The 20,803-nt window shown below is 72.4% G+C and carries 20 protein-coding genes; 13 read left to right on the top strand and 7 right to left on the bottom strand.

All coding sequences use genetic code 11. The annotated features are described in order from the left end of the window. Window positions 1–55: 55 nt before the first annotated feature. From folP to LWF15_RS05465, 7 genes are all read left to right on the top strand, one after another. Entirely contained in the window at window positions 56–880 is an 825-nt protein-coding gene (folP, locus tag LWF15_RS05495) for a dihydropteroate synthase (protein ID WP_269809695.1), read from the top strand. Beyond that, window positions 877–1,869 carry a glucosyl-3-phosphoglycerate synthase gene (locus LWF15_RS05490; protein WP_232809259.1) on the top strand — a complete coding sequence of 331 codons (993 nt, stop codon included), beginning with the start codon at window positions 877–879 and terminating at the stop codon, window positions 1,867–1,869. The genes folP and LWF15_RS05490 overlap by 4 nt, the downstream gene beginning before the upstream one ends. A 46-nt stretch (window positions 1,870–1,915) precedes the next feature. Next, on the top strand, window positions 1,916–3,148 hold the full coding sequence (locus LWF15_RS05485) for a DivIVA domain-containing protein (protein WP_232809258.1): 1,233 nt from the start codon (window positions 1,916–1,918) through the stop codon (window positions 3,146–3,148). After that, window positions 3,148–4,086, top strand: coding sequence for an SRPBCC family protein (locus LWF15_RS05480; RefSeq protein ID WP_232809257.1), 939 nt, complete (start codon window positions 3,148–3,150; stop codon window positions 4,084–4,086). The genes LWF15_RS05485 and LWF15_RS05480 overlap by 1 nt, the downstream gene beginning before the upstream one ends. Then, window positions 4,079–4,690 (top strand): DNA-3-methyladenine glycosylase I, encoded by a 612-nt coding sequence (locus tag LWF15_RS05475; protein WP_285617728.1) that lies wholly within the window; start codon window positions 4,079–4,081, stop codon window positions 4,688–4,690. Before LWF15_RS05480 ends, LWF15_RS05475 begins: the two co-directional genes overlap by 8 nt. 297 nt (window positions 4,691–4,987) lie before the next feature. Then, window positions 4,988–5,155: a DUF3117 domain-containing protein gene (locus LWF15_RS05470; RefSeq protein WP_214156703.1), complete on the top strand. Its 168-nt coding sequence runs from the start codon at window positions 4,988–4,990 to the stop codon at window positions 5,153–5,155. Between the two features lie 86 nt (window positions 5,156–5,241). Further along, window positions 5,242–6,750, top strand: coding sequence for a leucyl aminopeptidase (locus tag LWF15_RS05465; RefSeq protein WP_232809256.1), 1,509 nt, complete (start codon window positions 5,242–5,244; stop codon window positions 6,748–6,750). A gap of 50 nt (window positions 6,751–6,800) precedes the next feature. Here LWF15_RS05465 and LWF15_RS05460 read toward each other — a convergent pair whose 3' ends face one another. Then, window positions 6,801–7,388 carry a hypothetical protein gene (locus LWF15_RS05460; RefSeq protein WP_232809255.1) on the bottom strand — a complete coding sequence of 196 codons (588 nt, stop codon included), beginning with the start codon at window positions 7,386–7,388 and terminating at the stop codon, window positions 6,801–6,803. 74 nt (window positions 7,389–7,462) lie between these two features. Then, entirely contained in the window at window positions 7,463–8,194 is a 732-nt protein-coding gene (locus tag LWF15_RS05455) for an O-methyltransferase (protein ID WP_232809254.1), read from the bottom strand. A gap of 572 nt (window positions 8,195–8,766) precedes the next feature. On the opposite strand from LWF15_RS05455, the gene sigE reads away from it, so the two are divergent. The 4 genes from sigE (at window position 8,767) to LWF15_RS05435 (ending at window position 13,135) form a co-directional block, all read left to right on the top strand. Then, entirely contained in the window at window positions 8,767–9,465 is a 699-nt protein-coding gene (gene sigE / locus LWF15_RS05450; protein WP_232809253.1) for an RNA polymerase sigma factor SigE, read from the top strand. Beyond that, window positions 9,462–10,049: an anti-sigma factor family protein gene (locus LWF15_RS05445; RefSeq protein ID WP_232809252.1), complete on the top strand. Its 588-nt coding sequence runs from the start codon at window positions 9,462–9,464 to the stop codon at window positions 10,047–10,049. The genes sigE and LWF15_RS05445 overlap by 4 nt, the downstream gene beginning before the upstream one ends. Window positions 10,050–10,272: 223 nt before the next feature. Beyond that, the gene (locus LWF15_RS05440) at window positions 10,273–12,606 is read left to right on the top strand and encodes a S1C family serine protease (protein WP_232809251.1); all 2,334 of its coding nucleotides are present in this window, start codon (window positions 10,273–10,275) and stop codon (window positions 12,604–12,606) included. A 94-nt stretch (window positions 12,607–12,700) separates the two neighbouring features. After that, entirely contained in the window at window positions 12,701–13,135 is a 435-nt protein-coding gene (locus LWF15_RS05435) for a twin-arginine translocase TatA/TatE family subunit (RefSeq protein WP_232809250.1), read from the top strand. Window positions 13,136–13,285: 150 nt separating this feature from the next. Here the strand turns inward: LWF15_RS05435 and LWF15_RS05430 are convergent, their stop codons facing one another. Next, window positions 13,286–14,416: an Mrp/NBP35 family ATP-binding protein gene (locus tag LWF15_RS05430; protein ID WP_232809249.1), complete on the bottom strand. Its 1,131-nt coding sequence runs from the start codon at window positions 14,414–14,416 to the stop codon at window positions 13,286–13,288. A gap of 189 nt (window positions 14,417–14,605) precedes the next feature. Here LWF15_RS05430 and LWF15_RS05425 point away from each other — a divergent pair, with 189 nt between their 5' ends. After that, a complete protein-coding gene (locus LWF15_RS05425; RefSeq protein ID WP_232809248.1) occupies window positions 14,606–15,079 on the top strand; it encodes a GAF domain-containing protein in 474 nt (157 codons plus the stop codon). On the opposite strand, the gene LWF15_RS05420 is transcribed toward LWF15_RS05425, so the two are convergent. From LWF15_RS05420 to LWF15_RS05405, 4 genes are all read right to left on the bottom strand, one after another. Continuing rightward, entirely contained in the window at window positions 15,076–17,001 is a 1,926-nt protein-coding gene (locus tag LWF15_RS05420; RefSeq protein WP_232809247.1) for an ATPase, T2SS/T4P/T4SS family, read from the bottom strand. The two genes, LWF15_RS05425 and LWF15_RS05420, sit on opposite strands and share 4 nt — an antisense overlap. Further along, a complete protein-coding gene (locus LWF15_RS05415) occupies window positions 16,998–17,669 on the bottom strand; it encodes a DUF1003 domain-containing protein (RefSeq protein ID WP_352396502.1) in 672 nt (223 codons plus the stop codon). Before LWF15_RS05415 ends, LWF15_RS05420 begins: the two co-directional genes overlap by 4 nt. A gap of 196 nt (window positions 17,670–17,865) precedes the next feature. Beyond that, entirely contained in the window at window positions 17,866–19,149 is a 1,284-nt protein-coding gene (locus LWF15_RS05410) for a magnesium transporter MgtE N-terminal domain-containing protein (RefSeq protein ID WP_232809245.1), read from the bottom strand. Window positions 19,150–19,216: 67 nt separating this feature from the next. Then, window positions 19,217–19,801, bottom strand: a complete 585-nt coding sequence (locus LWF15_RS05405; RefSeq protein WP_232809244.1) for a hypothetical protein — start codon at window positions 19,799–19,801, stop codon at window positions 19,217–19,219. A gap of 124 nt (window positions 19,802–19,925) precedes the next feature. Between LWF15_RS05405 and LWF15_RS05400 the strand changes: the two genes are divergently transcribed. Beyond that, window positions 19,926–20,783, top strand: a complete 858-nt coding sequence (locus LWF15_RS05400) for a DMT family transporter (RefSeq protein WP_232809243.1) — start codon at window positions 19,926–19,928, stop codon at window positions 20,781–20,783. Window positions 20,784–20,803: the final 20 nt, after the last annotated feature.

The raw sequence follows: 20,803 nt of genomic DNA, 5'->3' as shown, positions 1-20,803 counted from the left end.
CTCCGCCCGGCTCCGGCTGGGCGGCCGGGAGTTCGCGCCCGGGGTGCCCGTGGTGATGGCCGTGATCAACCGGACGCCGGACTCGTTCTACGCCGGCAACCGGATGTTCGACGAGGGCCGCGCGGCCGAGGCGGTGGCCCGGGCCGAGGCCGAGGGCGCCGACCTGGTCGACGTGGGCGGGGTGAAGGCCGGGCCCGGTTCGGACGTGGACACCGCCGAGGAACTGCGCCGGGTCGTGCCGTTCCTGGCCCGGATCCGCGCGGCGCACCCCGATCTGCTGCTCAGCGTGGACACCTGGCGGGCCGAGGTGGCCCGAGAGGCCTGCGCGGCCGGGGCCGACCTGATCAACGACACCTGGGCCGGGCACGACCCGGAGCTGCCGGAGATCGCGGCCGCGTCCGGGGCCGGGCTGGTCTGCTCGCACACCGGAGGCGCGGTGCCCCGCACCCGTCCGCACCGGGTGGGCTACGGCACCTCGCCGGAGGGCGTGGTCGACGACGTGCTGGCCGGTCTGGAGGCCAGTGCCCGGCGAGCGATGAAGGCGGGGGTGCCGGGGGAGTCGCTGCTGCTCGACCCGACGCACGACTTCGGCAAGAACACCTGGCACGGGCTGGCCCTGTTGCGCCGCACCGAGTCGCTGGTCGGGCTCGGGCATCCGGTGCTGATGTCGTTGTCCCGCAAGGACTTCGTGGGCGAGACGCTGGACCTGCCGGTGGACGAGCGGCTGGAGGGCACGCTGGCCGCCACCGCGGTGGCGGCGTGGTGCGGGGCGAAGGTCTTCCGGGTGCACGACGTGGCCGCCAGCCGCCGGGCGATCGACATGGTGGCGAGCATCCGTGGGGAAAGGCCGCCGGCTCGTGCGGTGCGAGGGCTGGCGTGAGCGGCCCGGCTCCCGCGGGTGGTTCCGGGCAACTGCCTGAGGACGTCCGTGACTGGTTCGCGCGGCGGACGTGGCAGCCGGTCCCGTGGTCGGCTTCGGAGCTGTTCGACGCCAAGCGCGGTCGCACGGTCAGCGTGGTGCTGCCGGCCCTGAACGAGGAGGAGACCGTCGCCGGGGTGGTCGGCGCGGTGCTCGCGGCCGGGCCCCTGGTGGACGAGGTCGTGGTGATGGACGGCGGGTGCACCGACCGCACCGCCGAGCGGGCCGTCGCGGCCGGGGCCAAGGTGGTGGCGCTGTCCGAGGTCCTGCCCGGTCTGGAGCCGCTGCCGGGCAAGGGCGAGGTGCTGTGGCGCTCGCTCGCGGCCACCTCCGGCGACCTGGTGGTCTTCGTGGACGCCGATCTGGTGGAGGTCGGTCCGGAGGTGGTGGTCGGCCTGCTCGGCCCGCTGCTCACCGAACCCGGGGTGCAGCTGGTCAAGGGCTTCTACCGAAGGCCGCTGCGGCTGGACTCGGTGGAGCAGCGCAGCGGTGGGGGCCGAGTGACCGAACTGATGGCCCGCCCCCTGCTGGCCCGGTTCGCACCGCAGCTCAGCGGGGTGGTGCAGCCGCTCGGCGGGGAGTACGCGGCCCGCCGCGACCTGCTCACCCGGCTGCCCTTCGCCGGGGGCTACGGGGTCGAGGTCGCCCTGCTGATGGACACCGTGCAGCTGGCCGGCCTGGACGCGATCGGGCAGGTCGACCTGGGGGTGCGCAAGCACCGCAACCGCGACCTGGCCGACCTGGGGGTGATGGCCTCGGAGATCCTGGCGGTGGTCCTGGACCGCGCCGGGGTCGATCCGGCCCCGCTGCCGGTCGAGCTCGTGCAGTTCGCCGAGTCCTCGCCGACCGAGGCCGCCTCCGGCTGGCACCCGCAGGTCAGGCACGTCGAGCGGGCCGGCCGGGCCCCGATCGGGTCGGTGCTGCCGGACCACGGCGGGCCCCGCTCCTAGCTCGTCGTCGGGCAAACTGTCGGTAGCGCGTGGGACGATCTGTTTCGTGACCTTGCTGATGCTGCTGCTCACCCTCGCGGTGGTGGCCGCCGTGATCGCCGTGGCCACCGGCATGATCCGTGGCGGCCTCGACGAGCCGGCCCCGACCATCCCTGCCCGCGCCCTGCCGGCCGACGGCGTCACCGGCCGCGACGTGGCCGCGCTGCGCTTCGTGCAGGGCTTCCGCGGCTACCGCATGGATCAGGTCGACGCGGCGCTCGACCTGCTGGGCGCCGAGGTCGACCGGCTCCGCGCCGAGGTCGCACAAGAGAAGTCCATCCGCCTGCAACTGGCCCGCAGCGGCGCGCTGGGCGCAGCCCCCGGTTCAGCCCCCGGTTCAGCCCCCGGCTCGGGACCTGGCTCGGGTCCGGACACCGGTTCATCTCCGGCCTCGCCGGGAAGCACCGGCTCCTTGCCCACACGCGGCACCCAGGGCACTCCGTCCGCGTCTGGCCAGGGCACTGGTTCTCTGCCCACCTACGGTCCGGCGGGTAGTTCGTCGGCCTCTGGGCAGGGCACGGGTTCGCTTCCGGCCCACGGTCCTGAGGGCAGCTCGTCCGGTTCTGGCCAGGGCACTGGTTCTCTGCCCACCTACGGTCCGGCGGGCAGTTCGTCGGCCTCTGGGCAGGGCACGGGTTCGCTTCCGGCCCACGGCCCCGAGGGCAGCTCGTCCGCTTCCGGCCAGGGCACTGGATCTCTCCCCACCCACGGTCCCCAGGGCAGTCTCTCCACCCCTGGTCAAGGCACCGGATCCCTGCCCACCTACGGCACCGATTCCTTCTCCCGGCCCTCGGCCGAGCCTTCCACCGGCTCGTTCGGCCAGCCTGGTGCGGCCCTTTCCACCGGCTCGTTCGGCCAGCCTGGTGCGGCCCCTTCCACCGGCTCTCACCCCGTCGCTGGTCCGGGTCCCGGTTCGCCCACGCAACCTGCATCCGGGCCCGACTCCGGTTCCTTCCCTGCCGCTCTGGGCACTCCGGGCGTTCCCGCAGCCTCGGACGCCTGGTCCGACCCCGACCGCTTCACCTCCCGAACCTCCTTGCCCCACACCGGTTCCACCCCGCTTTCCGCCGAACCGCCCGCCACTGCAGCCAACCCCGCCATCGGCAGTCCCGCCTCCACCAACCCGGCCGCCAACCCGGGCGCCAACCCGGCCACCGGCCCCCTGCGTCGCCCTCGCCGCCGCGCCGGAGACCCGCCGTCCGGTGGAATGCCCACCACCAAGCCCGAAGGCCGTTCCTGATGGCGCAGTTCCGCGTCGAGGTGCCCATCGCCGCGCCCGTCGAACTCGTCTGGCAACGCCTCACCGACTGGCCGGCCCACGCTCAGCTCGCGCCCCTCACCACCATCCGTGTGATCGGGCCGGGCGACCAGCCCGGATCGGTGTTCGTGGCGCGCACCGGAGTGGGACCGCTGGCCTTCGACGATGCGATGGAGATCGAGGAATTCGTCGCGCCTCGCAGTCGGGCCCAAGCTGCCGAAGGTTCGGAACAGTCGCACGGCACAGGCATTTCCGGAAGCCCCGACGCTGTGCCAGACGCGAACGTCAGGAACGCCGCTGACGCCACGCACGCTGTGGATGCCACGCACGCGGTGGACGCCACGCATGCCATGGATGCCACACGCGCCGTGGACGCCGTGGACGCCGTGGATGCCACGCACGCCGTTGATGTGGTGGACGCCGTGAGCGGCCCGAGCGGCCCGAGCGGCGCTGGTAGCCCGAGCGGCCCGAGCGGCGCAGGTGGTCCGGGCGGCGCAGGTGGTCTGGGCGGCGCAGGTGGTCCGGGCGGCGCAGGTGGTCTGGGCGGCGCAGGTAGCCCGAGCGGCGCGGGTGGTGTGCCCGTTGTACCGGAGGGCCCCGCAGCGCGATTCCGTGTGCGCAAGACCGGCTGGGCTGTCCGGGGCTGGATCGTGGCCGAACTCTGGGCCGAACCTGGCACGCCCGACCAGGGTGGCTCGGGGGAGTCCGGCAGTTTCCTCTCTGGCCGGCCCGGCTCGTCCGGCGGGGCCGACCGGTCCACGGCTCCGGTCACCCGGCTGGTCTGGACCGAAGAGGTACGGGTGCCGCCCGAGCCCCTGACCCGTCTTGCTTCCCCGCTCATCGCCGCCGTGGCCAAGGCGGGGTACGGGGCGGCGCTACGAAAGCTCGGGCGCCAGGTCGAGGAGCAGGCCCGTGGCTGACCGCCCGGCCCTGGTCACTGGCGAGGACGGTCTGCGGCGCTGCTTCTGGGGGGCCGCCAGTGCCGACTACCAGGCGTACCACGATCTTGAGTGGGGCCGTCCGGTGCACGGTGAGGGGCCGCTGTACGAGCGGATCACCCTGGAGGCGTTCCAGTCCGGCCTGGCCTGGATCACGATCCTGCGCAAGCGCGAGAACTTCCGGTCCGCCTTCCTCGGCTTCGACGCCGAGAAGGTCGCCGCGTTCACCGGCGACGACGTGGAACGGCTGCTCACCGACCCGGGCATCGTGCGGAATCGGGCCAAGGTCAACGCCGCCGTGCAGAACGCCCGTGCGGTGCTGCGCGTGCGGGAGACGGTCGAGGGTGGTCTGGATGCGCTGATCTGGTCGTTCGCGCCCGCCCGGCCGACCCCGGCACCCCGTCGGCTCGCTGATGCCGCGGCCGTCACCGCCGAGTCCACCGCCCTGGCCAAGGCGCTCAAGCGGCACGGCTTCGCCTTCGTCGGGCCCACCACCGCCTACGCCGCCATGCAGGCGTGCGGGCTGGTCAACGATCACTTCCAGGGCTGCCACGCGAGGAAGGCAGCGGGAGGCGGAACGCGATGAAAAAGTGATCACCGGGTCACGAGTGACGCCGTGACGGCCTGGCTCATGACAAAATCAATTGCACCGGCTGATGTAAGGCAGTCCCCCTCGGGCGGCAATCCTGCATCGCAGGTCGGGGTGGCAGCAAAATGAGGCGTGCGGACCCCGCCGGGGGCCACCGCGTTTCGTAGTGGAACCGGTAAGCGGGATAATGCTCGAGGTAACGCTCCGTGCCTGGCACGGGTTCGCGGCGGGTGTTGTGCCCACTAGCATTCAGCGATTCCATGATCAGGAGTCGCGCCGAGGAAGGGGAGCCAGATGGCGGCCATGAAGCCGAGGACCGGCGACGGACCGCTGGAGGTCACGAAGGAAGGGCGCGGCATCGTCATGCGCGTTCCTCTCGAAGGTGGCGGCCGGCTGGTGGTTGAGATGTCCGCCACAGAGGCGAGTGAGCTGGGCGATGCGCTCAAGGCGGTAGGTAACTAGTACTGAGTCGGCCGGCGCCCACCGGCCGTGGCGACGGAGGTCAGGAACAGATGGTTGCGGCGGCACCGGTAGCGGTAGTGCCCCGGGTGGGACCGCAGACCAGCGTCGCGAGCAGGTCCGGGACCCTCGTCTCGGCACTGCGCGGGACGCAGGAGGCCGACCTGGTCGCAGTGTCGGTCCGCAAGGCCGCAGACGCGGTCGTCGCGGACCGGCACGGCGATCAGGTCGCCGCCGCCTACGGGGTGAACCTGACCGCGGTGATCGCGGCCGAGCGGGTGAAGGGCAGTGCGGGCGAGATCGTCCGGGTGCCGGTGATGGCTCCCTCCGGGCTTCCCGGGCGGTTCGTGCTCGTCGGGATCGGGGCCGGTACTCCGCAGGATCTACGCCGGGCCGCCGCTGCTCTCGGGCGCGCGGCCCGCGGCCGTCGTCATGTGATGACCACTCTTGGTGACGGCTCATCGGCAGAGGGTGCTCGCGCCGTGGTCGAGGGCATCGTCCTCGGGGCCTACACCCCACCCAGCGCCGGGCTGAAGTCGCGGGCGGAATCGTCTCCCGCGGCCCAGGTGACCCTGGTGGGCAAGCACCCGGAGGCGGGTCTCGACCGGGGCCGGGCGCACGCCCGGGCCACCGTGCTCGCCCGCGATCTGGCCGAGACACCGTCCAACCTGAAGAACCCGGCCTGGTTCGCTGCCCAGGCCGCCGAGCTCGGGGCCGCCGCAGGCCTCGAGGTCCGGATCTGGGACGAGGCGCGGCTGGCCGAGGAGGGTTTCGGCGGTCTCTTGGCGGTCGGTTCCGGCTCCGCCACGCCACCGCGGTTCGTCCGCATCGACTACCGGCCCGAAGGGGTCCGGGCCCGCCGGCCGGTCGTGCTGGTGGGCAAGGGCATCACCTACGACACCGGCGGCCTGTCGATCAAGCCGCGCGAGTCGATGGTCCCGATGAAGACCGACATGTCCGGCGCCGCCGCGGTGCTGGCCACCCTGCTGGCCTGTCCCGAGGTCGGCGTCCGCCGCCCGGTGACCGGTCTGCTGCCGCTGGCCGAGAACGCCTTCGGTGCCAGTTCCTACCGGCCGGGTGACGTGGTCACCACCTACGGCGGCAAGACGGTGGAGATCCTCAACACCGACGCCGAGGGCCGCATGGTCCTGGCCGACGGCCTGGGCTACGCGGTGCGCAACCTCGATCCCGAGGCCCTGGTCGACATCGCCACCCTCACCGGAGCTGCCTCGGTCGGCCTCGGCAAGCGGCACGCCGCCCTCTTCAGCGCCACCGACCGCCTGGCCGAAGCCCTGACCGCGGCCGGCGCCAGCAGCGGCGAACTGGTCTGGCGCCTGCCCTTGGTCGAGGAGTACCGCCCGGTGCTCGACTCGCCGGTCGCCGACATCCGGCACGTGCCCGGGCGCGGCGCCGCCACCAAGGGCGGTGGGGCGATCACGGCCGCCCTCTTCCTGCGTGAGTTCACCGAAGGCGCCCGCTGGGCCCACCTCGACATCGCCGGCCCCTCCCGTTCCGACCGCGACGAGTACGAGGTCACCCGGGGCGGCACGGGCTTCGGTACCCGTCTGCTGCTGCGCTGGCTGGAGAGCCTGCGCTGAAGCCGGGCGTCGCAGGAGACGCAGAGCCCGAGCGCTGAACCCCGACCGGATCAGCCGTCGACGGCCGCGACCTGCCAGGTGCTCACGAAGTCCGGGTCGATCACGATCTGGCCGGTGTCGCGCAGGGTGTAGCGACCGGTCTGGGCCTTGCGGTAGGCCGCCACGTCGGCCGGCAGGACGGCGGGCTCGGGCTCGCCTGGGCGCTCCACCACCACGACCCCGTCGGCCACCTCGAGCACCCGCCCACAGAACTGCTGGGCGTTGGTGACGTTGCCCGACTCGTCCAGGAAGGTGATGCCGACCAGCAGCCGCCGGCCCACCATGACGCTCAGCTGCTCGCCGCCGCGCATCAGCCGACGGGGTGCAGTGGGGCGGTTCGGGTCGATCGGGCCGGTGCGGTACTGGCCGCTGCGTTCCTCGTCGGTGAGCCCGTCGCTGCCGTACTGCGCGGGTTCCTGGTCGTACTGGGTGAGATCGATTCGCTCGGGCGGATTCTGGCGCGTGGCGCCGTTCGCCGGAGCCTCGGGTTCCGGGGTGCGGGCGGGCGGCGCCTGCTTCTGAGCATCCCGCGTGGATGCGGCCGCGGCGTTGTCCACGACCTGACCCAGGTCTACCCCGCGATAGCCGGAAGAGTTCATCAGCGGACTGATGACCTGCTCGGACGGCTCCTTGCGGGCAGTTTCCGGCCGTCGGTCGCCGGGCGCCCCGGCGCTCAGCGCTTCACCGCCAGCAGCAGGCCGCCCCCGGTGGGCAGCAGGGCCGGCAGGAGCTGCTTGTGCTCGCGAACGGACTTGCCCAGCTCACGGATCGCGGTGGTGACCGGATCGCGCTGGGCCGGATCGGCCACCCGGTCGCGGTGGAGGGCGTTGTCGACCGCCAGCATCCCGCCCGGGCGCAGCAGCCGGACGGCCTGCTCCAGGTGCTCGTCGGCATCGAGCGTGGCCGCCTCGAGCAGCACCAGGTCGTAGGCGCCGTCGGTGAGCCGGGGCAGGACCTCCAGCGCCCGGCCGGGGATCATCCGGGTGCGGTTGGGGCGGATACCGGCCTCGGCGAACGCCTCCCGGGCCGCGCGCTGGTTCTCCACCTCCACGTCGATCGTGGTGAGGACCCCGTCGGCGGGCATACCCCGCAGCAGGCAGAGGCCGCTGACCCCGGTACCGGTGCCGATCTCCACCACTGCCCGGGCCCGCAGCGCGGCCGCCACCACTCCCAGCACGGCGCCGGCGCCCGGCGCGATCGCGATGCACCCCAGCTCGTCGGCGCGGGCGCGGGCGCGGGCCAGCACGTCGTCCTCCGGGACGAACGTCTCGGCGTAGGCCCAGCTGGCGGGCGTCGGGGCTTTGATCGCGGGCTCCAGTGACGGGTGTGGTCCGGTGTGGTTCCGGTGTAGCGGTATGACCGGCTCGGATGTTTCCACTCCGGCACCCCAAGAGTAGTGCTCCATCCGGTGGACGCTCATCTACTGCAGACGGGTGACCTGCTCCACCCGGCGTACCTCTGGAGACGCATTCGGGGGACGTGTGTACTGCCGGTGCGGCGGGGGTAGCTCAGGGTCGGACCGGGGGTTGACCTGATGGTGGCGTCCGGGTGGGACCCGCAGGATTGAGGACGCGGGTGGTCACGGCAGTCGAACGATGGGGGACGAGGTGGCGGGCAAGGTGAGGGGCCCAGTGGGCCCGGTGGTGGGCCGGGCGGGACCCGGGTCATCCGGAAGGGGAGCTGGAGATCAGCGACCCCGGACCGGACTCCCAGGTAACTCTCGGGTTCGGCTGGAAGCGTCACACCACACAGATCGGGAACGCAGCACACCGGTGCGGCGTTGGAACCATTTGAGCGAGAGGCGCTCACGTGAGTGGCACGAGGCCCGCACGGTGAGCGAGGATGGGAGACAGGGTGTCGGCGTACGCGATGCCTGCGGGTTCGTTCCCGCTGAGGCTGTTCGGTCGTGGGCGAGTGCAGGACCGGGCGGGTCGCGGCGTGGGTGAGTCACGCCTTGCTCCGTCCGAAGGGTCCGGTTTGCCGCACGAGGCGCCGAAAACGCCAGAGTCCGCCAGCGCCCCGCTCGCCGTGGTGCGCGAGGCCGTGCCTGCCCAGGTGGCCCCGGGTCAGGTGGCCCCCGCCGAGGTGGCCTGGACCCCGCCCAGCTGGGACGAGATCGTCCGCGAGCACTCGGCCCGGGTCTACCGGCTGGCCTACCGCCTGACCGGCAACCAGCACGACGCCGAGGACCTCACGCAGGAGGTCTTCGTCCGGGTCTTCCGCTCGCTGTCCTCCTACACCCCCGGCACGTTCGAGGGCTGGCTGCACCGGATCACCACGAACCTGTTCCTCGACCAGGCCCGGCGCAAGCAGCGGATCCGGTTCGACAACCTGACCGACGAGGTCACCGACCGGCTGCCCGGCCGGGAGGCCGGCCCGGAACGGGCCTGGGAGCACAACAACCTCGACTACGACGTCCAGCGGGCGCTCGACGCGCTGCCGCCGGACTTCCGGGCCGCGGTCGTCCTGTGCGACATCGAGGGTCTGTCCTACGAGGAGATCGCCGCCACCCTCGACGTGAAGCTGGGCACCGTGCGCTCGCGGATCCACCGCGGTCGCGCCCTGCTGCGCGAGGAGCTCGCGCACCGGCGCCCCGCGGCCCCGGACTTCACCCAGAGCACCACCAGCACCACGCCGGGCACCGTCGTCGCCCCCAGCGGGCAGGTGGCTCAATGAGTCATCTCGGTGGACGTCTGAGCGAGCTGGTCGACGGCGAACTCGAGGGTGCCGCCGCCGACCGCGCGCTCAGGCATCTCGCCGACTGTCAGGAATGCCGGGACGCGCTCGAGGTCGAGCGGCTGATGAAGCAGCGTCTGGCCAGCCTGACGGTTCCGGAGCCGGGCGACGACCTGCTCCGCAACCTGTTCGACCTGGGGGGCCCGGCCGGTCCGCTCCCGCCCCGGCGTGAGCACGTGCCCGGCAGTCCCCGGCCGGCCTTCGTCTCGCCCGGCGCGGGCATCCGCCCCGCCGGCCGGAACGACGTGCGGGTCTTCGCCGCCACCGCACCGCCCAGCCGTAGCAACTCCACCTTCGGCCAGCGCCGCAGCGGGCTCAGCCGGCCCCAGCGCCGGGTCGCCGCGACCCTGGTCGGGGCGGCCTGCCTGGTCGGGGCCGGGGTCGCCGGGGGTGTGGCCAGCCACGCACTCAGCCCGGCCGACGTGGTCACCCCGGTGGACAGCTTCATCGTGCGGCACATCGCCACCACCGACGTCACCCCGTGGGACTCGCAGAGCAGCTGGTCGGTGCTGGGCGGCCGCTGAGGCCGGCCGAGTGATCTCGTCGTGCCCCCGGCGGTCGCCGGCCCGGCCGAGTGGTCGGGTCCGGACCACGAAGCACAATGGGCACGAAGCACCGCTGTGCCCGTCACCACGTTCTTCCGGAAGCGGTGTCCGATGCGCCGCACTCAGGTAGGCGTGCCAGAGTTGAGCCCGGCCGAACCGGCCTTGGACGCACTCTCATGAGCACCACCCGCGAGGAGCAGGGATGACTGACGAGGACCAGCCGTCGAAGAAGGACGAGCAGGTCTACTGGGCCCCTCGCGCAGATGCGCCGGAGCCCGGGGCAGGACGCGAAGCGGACCGGAACGACGCGACGGCAGAGCGTCCCGCGACCGGTAACGCCGGGCCGGGCCAGTTCGGTGCGGCGGGTCAGAACGCGGGTCACGAGGCGCAGGCTGCGGCCGGGCGCTCCCCGCAGCACGCTCAGCAGCAGTCCACATCCGCGTCCCAGCAGCCCGCCCAGCAGGCCCAGCCCTCCGCGGGTCAGTCGGTCGCCGCACCCGTGTGGCCGGCCTACCCGCCCCGCGCCGGTGACCAGGGTCAGCCCACCCAGAGCCAGTTCGGCCAGAGTGCACAGACCCAGAGCGGCTACGGTCGCGGCGGCCAGGGGCAGAGCGGATATAGCCAGGGCCAGAGCGGTTACGGCCAGGGAGGCCATGGCGCGTACGGGCAGAGCTCGGCGTACGGGCAGGGGCAGAGCGGTTACGGCCAGAACGGTTATGGCCAGGGGCAGAGCCAGCCGAGCTACGGACAGACGGGTTACGGGCAGGCAGCCCAGGCCGAGCAGCAAGGGCTGACGGGTCAGGGCCAGAGCGGTCAGGGCCAGAGCGGCCAGGGCCCGACGAGTCAGTCGCAGGCCGGACAGAGCTCGACCGGTCAGGGCCAGAGCGGACAGAGCCAGCAGGGCTCGACCGGCCAGGCGGGCCAGCAAAGTCAGGCGGGGCAGCAGAGTCGGGCGGGGCAGCAGAGTCAGGCGGGCCAGCAGAGTCAGGCGGGCCAGCAGTACGGCGGCTACCCCACCCCGCCCGTCCCCACCGGTCAGCAGAGCGCCTACCCCGGTGCGGCTCAGCCGTCCCAGAGTGGCTGGTCCTCGCCCAGCGGTTCCTCCACCGGTTCGTGGACGGCGGATCTGGGCGACACGCGTCCGCAGGCCAACGCCCAGAACCCCCACCAGGCACCCAGCCAGGCTCCAGGCCAGGTCGGCGCTCCCTACCCGGCCCCGGGCCCGTTCAGCACCAACAACAGCGGCGCCAACAACAGCAGTGGGGGCACCAGCGGCGCCGGCAACACCACCGGCCCGGTCCCGTACGGCTCGGCCCAGCACCCGAACCAGGGCGGGGGCAACGGCCAACCGTTCGTCCCCGGTTTCCCGCCGGCCTGGAGCCCGCCGTCGTCCGCGCCGCACGGCCGTCCCAACGGCCGCACCTCGGGCCGGGCCTCGCTGGTCGCCGCCGCTCTCGGCGTCGGCCTGCTGGCCGGTGTGCTCGGTGGTTTCGGGGGGAGCGCGCTCTACGACGACGTGGTCGACTCCGACGGCCGCGCCCCCACGGTCTCCCTGCCCGAGCCGGTCCGCGACAACCGCGAGCAGACCGCGGGCGAGGTCACCGGGGTAGCCTCGGCGGTCACCCCCAGCGTGGTCTCGCTCGAGGTCGTGGCCGGCCAGTCCCAGGGCACCGGCTCCGGTTTCGTGATCGACGCCGAGAACGGCTACATCCTCACCAACAACCACGTGGTCTCCGGTGAGGGCGGGGCCGGTTCCGACGACCCCACCATCCAGGTCGTCTTCCAGGACGGTACCCAGGCCAAGGGCACCCTGGTCGGCGCCGACGCCTCCTACGACCTGGCCGTGGTCAAGGTACGCGCCAAGGGCCTGCGGGAGCTGCGCTTCGGCGACTCCGACGAGGTCCAGGTCGGCGATCCGGTGGTGGCCATCGGCGCCCCGCTCGGTCTCACCGGCACCGTCACCACCGGCATCGTGAGCGCGCTCAACCGGCCGGTCGCCGCCGGTGAGGGCGACAGCCCGGCGTTCATCAACGCCATCCAGACCGACGCGGCGATCAACCCCGGTAACTCCGGCGGCCCGCTGGTCAACGCGGCCGGTCACGTGATCGCGGTCAACTCGGCCATCGCCCGGGTCCCGGGCACCACCGACACCACCGGCGGCAGCATCGGCCTGGGCTTCGCGATCCCCAGCAACCAGGCCCAGCGCACCGCCGAGCAACTGATCCGGACCGGCAAGGCCGACCACCCGATCATCGGCGTCACCCTCGACTCCACCTACACCGGTGAGGGAGTCCTGGTCAGCTCGAAGGCGCAGAACGGCCAGGAGCCGGTCACTCCGGGCGGGCCCGCCGACGCGGCCGGGATCGAGCCGGGCGACGTGATCACCAAGTTCAACGGCCGTCCGGTCACCGCGCCGGACGAGCTGATCGTCGCCATCCGCGCCGAGAAGCCGGGCGACGAGGTCACCCTGACCATCCGCCGCGGTGGCGGCGGCGAGAAGGACGTGAAGGTGAAGCTGAGTGCCTCCAGCGACTGAGTGTCACAGCCGGGCGGCCGGGCGCGGGAAAGTTGCGGCCGGATCGGGATACCGGGCGGTTGGAGTTCCGCCCGGCACCGCCTAGTCTCGCGTTGTGTTCGGTATCAATCCGGCCGAGTTCATCGTCCTGCTGGCGGTGGCTGCGGTCGTCCTCGGCCCGGAACGGCTGCCGGAGTACGCCCAGGGCCTGGCCCGCATGGTGCGTGAGCTCCGGCGGATGGCTCAGGGTGCCTCGAAGCAGGTGCGCGAGGAGATCGGGCCGGAGTTCGACGAGATCGACTGGCAGAAGCTCGACCCGCGGCAGTACGACCCGCGCAGGATCGTGCGCGACGCCCTGTCCGACGCGTGGGACCCGGACGATCCGCTCGGCCTGAAGGACAACGGCTACAACAAGGAAGACCTCACGCCCGACTTCGAACAGAAGAAGAGCTCGCGAGGTCCGGCCGAGAGCACCCCGTCGCGCTCGGCGGCGGATTCCAAGCCGGCCGATCCGAACGGCACCCCGGCGTTCGACACGGACGCCACCTGAACGACCTCAGACATGAGTCAGGCCCGGGAGGATTCCCGGGCCTGACTCATGTCACCAGCGATCCAGAGCTTCCAACTAGAGACGTTCGTGGGCACCGACCGCCGCCGTCGCGCCCTGGGTGCCCACGAACGTCTTCAAGTTCGGTTCTTCTCAGCGACCCGCGGGCGTGAGCCCGAGCGACCGGCCGGCCAGCCCGCGGGCCCGCTTGGCCAGCTTGCGCGCCACCACGGTGAGCGCCTGCGCCGCCGCGCTGTCGGGGTTGGACCGGACCACCGGAACGCCACCGTCGCCACCCTCACGCAGCGAGACGTCGAGCGGGATCTGCCCGAGCAGCGGCACCGGCGCACCGATCGCCTCACCCAGCGAGTCGGCCACCGCCTGCCCGCCGCCGGAGCCGAAGATCTCCAGCCGGGTGCCGTCGGGCTGCTCCAGCCAGGACATGTTCTCGACCACGCCGATCACCTGCTGCTTGGTCTGCAGGGCGATCGACCCGGCCCGCTCGGCCACCTCGGCGGCGGCCTGCTGCGGCGTGGTGACCACCAGGATCTCCGCGCTCGGCAGCAGCTGGGCCACGCTGATCGCGATGTCGCCGGTGCCCGGCGGCAGGTCGAGCAGGAGCACGTCGAGGTCGCCCCAGAACACGTCGGTCAGGAACTGCTCGAGCGCGCGGTGCAGCATCGGCCCCCGCCAGACCACCGGCTGGTTGCCCGGCACGAACATGCCGATCGAGATGACCTTCACGTCCTGCGAGATGGGCGGCAGGATCATGTCGTCCATCCGGGTCGGCGGCCGGTCGACGCCGAGCATGCGGGGCACCGAGAAGCCGTAGACGTCGGCGTCCAGCACGCCCACCGAAAGCCCTTCGGCGGCCATCGCCGCGGCCAGGTTGACCGTGACCGACGACTTGCCCACCCCGCCCTTGCCCGAGGCGACGGCGTAGATCCGGGTCAGGGAGCCGGGCCGGGTGAACGGGTTCTCCTTGGTGACCTGACCGCCGCGCAGTTTGTCGCGCAGGTCGCCGCGCTGCTGGTCGGACATCACGCCCAGGTCGACCACGACCTCTGAGACACCGGTCACAGCGCCCACCGCGGCCTTCGTGTCCTGCGTCAGCCGGTCGCGCATCGGACAGCCGGCCACCGTCAGGAGGATCCGGACCCGGACCGTGCCGCCGTCGACGTCGACCGACTCGACCATGTCGAGTTCGGTGATCGGACGGCGGATCTCGGGATCGTTGACCGTGGCGAGGGCGGCGTGGACGGCATCGAGCAGCGGCGCTGTCATACCGCCACTGTATGACGCTGCGCGGGGGCCTCAGCACCGGCGGGTACCCGCCCGGAAGGTGGTTGATAACGATTCAGCGCGCGCAATTGCCGGATCTGCCGGAGGATGGTGCCGGACCGGGGGAGCCCTTGGTGCACGGGAACGCGATCGGCTGGGGGAACGGGCCGGGCGTACGAACTTGGAGGTGTGGTGGAGCTCCCGCCACGAACCCCGCTACCGGCGGGCGCAGTACCCGGCCTCGACGAGCTGTGCCTGCGCACGGCGAACCGCCTGGGCAGCCCGGTGGCGCTGATCTCGCTGGTCGACACGGAGGGCCAGGCCCTGCCCGGCGCCTTCGGGCTGGCCGAGCCGTGGATGTCCGAGCGCTGGACGCCGCTGACCCACTCGTTCTGCCAGCACGTGGTCACCTCGGGCGAGCCGTTCGTGGTGGCCAACGCCCACGACGACCCGCTGGTGAAGAAGAACCTGGCGATCATGGAGCTCGGGGTGATCGCCTACGCGGGCGTGCCGCTGGTCGCCGGCGACGACGGCCAGGTGGTGGGGGCGCTCTGCGCGATCGACCACAAGCCCCGGAACTGGGCCGACGAGGACGTCCGGGAGCTGCGCGCGCTGTCCGAGGAGGTCGGCCACCAGCTCGGTCTGCTGATCAAGCAGCGCAGCTAGTGAGGTAGACCGGCCCGGCAGTACGGGCAGGTGTTCCAGTCCGGCTCGACCGTCCTTCCGCAGCTCTGGCAGTGGCCCCGGTCGAGGTTGGTCGCGCAGTACGGGCAGACGATCATGTCCGCCTCGACGTGCTTGCCGCACGCGGGGCAGGCCCGCACCTCGCCGCTGTCGGAGTGCGTGACCCGGACGACCTCTTCGTAGGTGGTCTTGCCCTCCCGGGCCTTCTGCAGGCCGGACATCCGCAGGGTGGACATCCCGGCCTTGCGCGCGGCTGCGGAGATCGCCGACTCGCTGGCGTCGGTCATCAGAACCTTGCGCATGGTGCTGTCCACCACCAGCACCTCGTACACGGCGGTCCGGCCCTTGTAGCCGGTGCCGCCGCACTCCGGGCAGCCGGTGCCCTTCATCGGGGTGGCCCCCTCGAGGTCGCTGGGCAGCAGCCCGAGCACGGTCAGCGTGTCGGCGTCGGGCCGGTAGGGGGCGATGCAGTTCGCGCACGGCGTGCGCACCAGTCGCTGGGCGATCGCGCAGGTCAGCGACGAGGCCACGAGGAACGGCTCGACCCCCATGTCGACCAGCCGGGTCAGCGCGGCCACCGCGGAGTTGGTGTGCAGCGTGGTCAGCACCAGGTGACCGGTGATCGAGGCGGTCAGCGCCAGTTCGGCGGTCTCCTCGTCCCGGACCTCACCGACCAGGATGATGTCCGGGTCCTGCCGCAGGATCGAGCGCAGGCCGGCCGCGAAGGTCATCCCGATCTTGGCGTTCGCACCGACCTGGGTGATCCCCGGCAGCTGCACCTCGACCGGGTCCTCGAGCGTGACGATGTTCTTCTCCGGATCGCTGATCTGCGCGATCGCGGAGTACAGGGTGTTGGTCTTGCCCGAGCCGGTCGGGCCGGTGATCAGCACCAGCCCCTGCGGCACGTTCAGCGAGGCCTCGAAGTCGGCCAGCTGCCGGGGCTCGAACCCCAGCGCGGCCAGGCTGGGCACCTCGTCGCCGCGGGTCAGCAGCCGGATGACCACCTTCTCGCCGTGCAGGCTGGGCAGCGTGCTGATCCGGCAGTCGATCGCCATGGTCTCGACCACGATCCGGGTGCGGCCGTCCTGCGGGATCCGGCGCTCGGAGATGTCCAGACCCGACATGATCTTGATCCGGCTGATCACCGAGGTGGCGATCCGGCGCGGGGCGTTCATCACGTCGCGCAGCACGCCGTCGATCCGGTAGCGCACCCGCAGCACGTCGCGCTGCACCTCGACGTGGATGTCGGAGGCCCGCAGCCGCACGGCGTCACCGAAGATCCGGTTCACCAGCTTGACGATCGGCGCGTCGTCGTCGGTCGCGCCCATCGAGGAGAGGTCGGCCTCGTCCTCCTCGACGCTCTCCTCGGCCATCGAGACCGCGGCCGAGTCCGAGCCCAGCGACCAGGCCCGGGCCAGCTGGTCGCGGATCTGGCTGTCGGTGGCCACCATCACGGTGATGTCCGCGCTGCGCGTGTACAGCTTCACGTCGTCCAGCGCGAGCACGTTGGTCGGGTCGGTGGCGGCCACCAGCAGGCCCTTGGGGGTGCGGTCGAGCACCAGGACGCGGGTGCGCTCGGCGACCGCGCGGGGCAGGAGGCGCACCACGTCGGGGGCCGGCATCGTGCGCGAGAGGTCGACGATCTGCAGGCCCAGCAACTTGGCCAGGGCCTCGGCGACGTCGCGCTCGGTGGCGTAGCCGAGGTCGGAGACCACCTGGCCGAGCCGGCGCCGGGGGGCGTCCGGGCGACGCTGCTCGTTCAGCGCGTGCTCGAGCTGCTCGGGCTTCAGCAGCCCGGACTCGACCAGCACGTCGCCCAGCCGGCGTCGCCCAGCCTGTGGCGACGGACCGGGCTGGCGAGGTACGCCGGCATTCACCCCGGCGCCCGGAGGGGTCGTCGTCACGAACTCTCTGTCGGCACCACTGCGTCGTTTGTTAAGCCGGAACGGTGATCCTCCGGCTGCACACCGTCGCGAGCGGTTCCGGCCGGGGCCGGCCGGGTGCCGTTGGGTGAGCCGTTCGAGGCCGGCCTGACTTCTTTCGGTGACTTCGGGGTCTTGCCGGCTGTGCTCTTCTTCTTGGCCGAGCGGGGTTTCTCCTCGCCGTCACCGGCCGGCCGGTACTCCTCGAGCAGGCTGCGCAGTTCGGAGCGGACGAAGTCCCGGGTGGCCACCTCGCCCAGCGCGATCCGCAGGGCGGCCACCTCCCGGGCCAGGTACTCGGTGTCGGCCAGCGCCCGCTCGGCCCGGTCCCGGTCCTGCTCGGCGGCCACCCGGTCGCGGTCGGCCTGCCGGTTCTGGGCCAGCAGGATCAGCGGCGCCGCGTAGGAGGCCTGCAGGCTCAGGATCAGGGTCATCAGCGTGAAGTTCAGCCGGCGCGGGTCGAACTGCAGGTTCTCCGGGGCCAGCCAGTTCCAGGTCAGCCAGCCGAACACGAACACCGACATGCCGACCAGGAACGTGGCCGTGCCCATGAACCGGGCGAACTTCTCCGAGGCCCGGCCGAACCGCTCGGCGTCGACCGGGGGCCCGCTGCGCCGGTTGCGCCGGGAGGCGTCCAGCGGGGTGTCCAGCTCGCTGCCGCGGCTCTCGAACCCGGAGACGAACTGCTGCTGCCAGCGCTTCAGGCGGCTGCTCAGACCGCCCGGCTCGTCGCGTTCGCGTTCTCGCTCGACGGGCCGGGCGTCGGCCGGTTTACGGCGCTCGGCCGGCTTGCGGCGCTCGGCCGGCTTGCGGCGCTCGGCCGGCTTACGGACGCTCTTCCTGCTCTCAGCCGACACGCGGGATCTCCCCGGTCATACCGACGTCGCGCAGGTCGGCCGGATCCTCCCGCCAGTGGTCGGGCAGCAGGTGGTCCAGGACGTCGTCGACGGTGACCGCGCCGATCAGCCGGCCCTGGGCGTCGGTGACCGGCACCGAGACCAGGTTGTAGTGCGCCAGGTGCCGGGCCACCTGCTCCAGCGTGGCGTCGGCGGGCAGGCTCTTCACGTCCTTGTCCACGATCCGGCCGAGCAGCTGGGACGGCGGCTCGCGGAGCATCCGCTGGATGTGCACCATGCCGAGGAACTTGCCGGTCGGGGTCTCCAGCGGGGGCCGGCAGACGAACACCGCGGCGGCCAGCGCGGAGGACAGCTCGGCCCGCCGCACCCGGGCCAGCGCCTCGGCGATCGCCGCGTCCGGCGGCAGCACCACCGGCTCGGGGGTCATCAGGCCACCGGCCGTGTCGTCGCCGTAGGCCAGCAGCCGGCGCACGTCCTCGGCCTCGTCCGGCTCCATCAGTTCCAGCAGCTGGTCGCGCTGGTCCAGCGGCAGTTCGGAGAGCAGGTCGGCGGCGTCGTCGGGCTGCATCGCCTCGAGCACGTCGGCCGCCCGGCCCGACTCCAGCTCGGTCAGCAGCTCGACCTGGACCTCCTCGGGCAGTTCCTCCAGCACGTCGGCGAGCCGGTCGTCGGTCAGCGCCGAGGCCACCTCATGACGGCGCTTGGGGGCCAGTTCGTGGATCACCTCGGCCAGGTCGGCGGCCTTCAGCCCGTCGAAGGCGGCCAGCAGGTTGGCCGCACCCTGGCGTTCCTCGACGATGCCGAAGCCCTCCAGCGCGTCGATGTCGACGACGAAGGCTTCACCCTTGCGGGCGAACCGGCCCTGCCGCACCCGGCGCACGTAGGCCCGGCACAGCCGCCACTCCTTGGCCCGGTTGGCCTGCATGGCCACGTCCTCGATGGTGACCTGGCCGCCGTCCTCCCGGAACGTGACGGTGCGGTCGAGCAGCTCGCCCAGGACCAGCGTCTCGGTCGGGCGCTGCTCGAAGCGGCGCATGTTGACCAGCCCGGTGGTGATCACCTGACCGGCGTCGATGTTGGTCACCCGGGTCATCGGCAGGAACACCCGGCGGCGGCCGACCACCTCGACCACCAGCCCGACCACGCGGGTCGGCTTGCCGGGGCGGAACATGACGATGACGTCGCGGACCCGGCCGACCTGGTCGCCGAGCGGATCGAAGACGGCCAGCCCGGCCATCCGCGCGACGAACACGCGATTCGCGGCAGCGCTCACGCGCCTCAGACTAGGTGGACGGTTTCGAATCGGCGCGCCGGGAAACGGGTGGCGCCGGTCACCGCACTCAGTCCTGGTCGTTCTCCTGGCGCCGGCTCAGCCGCAGCGCCCGCCGCAACCGCCCGCCCCAGTGGAAGGGCCTGCGGCCGGTGGTGGTGGCCGGGCCCCCGAGCGGCTCGATGGCACCCGAGGGCGTGTCGTCGTCGCCCTCCGCGGCCACCGTGACGGCGGTCGGGCGCAGCAGCGCGATCATCGCGCCGGAGGCCCACCGCTCGCGTTGCTGGGCCACGTCGACCGCGTTCAGCCGGGCCGCCGAGAGCACGGTGGCAGCCGCGTCCCACTCCGGGGTGTGCGCGGTGAGCGTGTCCACGTGGGCCAGGAAGCCGATGACCGCAGCGCCGGTGTCCTTGCTGCGGGCCATCACCTCGACCTCGCCGCTCAGCATCGGCAGCATCTGCTCGCCCGAGCCGTAGACCACTGCCACCGCGTCGTCGTGCCAGGTGTGCCAGACCGCCTGATAGCGCTCCGCTCCGGCGGGTTTCAGCCACACCACGTCGCTCCGGCTGCACGCCTCGGCCACCAGGGCGGCCTCGACCGGGGACAGCGGGCGGCGCAACTGCTGCCCGTTGCCGGACGCGGGGTGGGTGGTCACAGATGCGAGACTGCCATACCCATCTGGCCGTTCCGTCCGGTCCGCGCGGTCTGCTACCGAGCTGTGGCCGGGACGTGACCTGATCACCGCGCGGCCGTGACTTGCGGGCCCGCGAGAGGTTCCTGTGACTGTCCTGCGTGCTTGGACCCTGGTCGCGATCGGCGTGCTCGGGGTCTCGATCTCGGCCCCGCTGACCGCCTCCACCCTGGCCCCGGTGGTGGCGATCGCGTTCTGGCGCAACCTGGTCGGCGCCGGGGTCAGCGGCACCTGGGCGCTGCTCGGCCCGCGCAGCCGGCTCACCCCCGAAGCGCTGCGCCTGTCGGTGTTCTCCGGAGTGGTGCTGGCCGTCCACTTCACCACCTGGTTCGCCGGCCTGCGGCTGAGCAGCGTGGCCGCCGCCACCGCCCTGGTCTCCACCACACCGGTCTTCCTGGTGGCCATCGACCTCTTCCGGCGGGTGCCGGTACCCCGGCCGGTGCTGATCGGGGTCGCGGTCTCGATGACCGGCGTGGTGGCGATCACCGGGGTGGACGCCGGGCGCTCGCCGCAGGCTCTCGCCGGGGACGCCCTCTCGCTGCTGTCGGCCCTGGCCATGGTGGGCTACGTGCTGGCCGGGCAGCGGGTCATGCGGACCACCACCCCGGCGCTCTACACCCTCGTCGCCTACGCCTCGTGCGCCCTGGTGATGCTGCCGGTGGCGTTCCTGACCGGTACCGGGCTCACCGGTTTCAGCACCCGCACCTGGATCGAGATCGGTGTGCTGACCCTGGGTGCGCAGGTCCTGGGACACACCTTCTTCAACGCCGCCCTGCCGGTGGTCGGGCCCACGCCCCTGGCCCTGGCCATCCTGCTGGAGGTGCCCGGGGCGGCGCTGCTGGCCTGGGTCTGGCTGGGCGAGGCGCCGCCCCCGGCGGTGGTGCCCGGAGCTGTGCTGATGCTGCTGGGGCTCGTGGTGGTGGTGCGGGCGCGCCGCGAACCCTGACCCGCCCTCAGGCCAGGGCG

Source organism: Kineosporia rhizophila (assembly GCF_021277265.1).
Classification (GTDB): Bacteria; Actinomycetota; Actinomycetes; order Actinomycetales; family Kineosporiaceae; genus Kineosporia; species Kineosporia rhizophila.
Note: the sequence above shows the minus strand (reverse complement) of the source record. Positions and strands in the feature narration are given on the sequence as shown.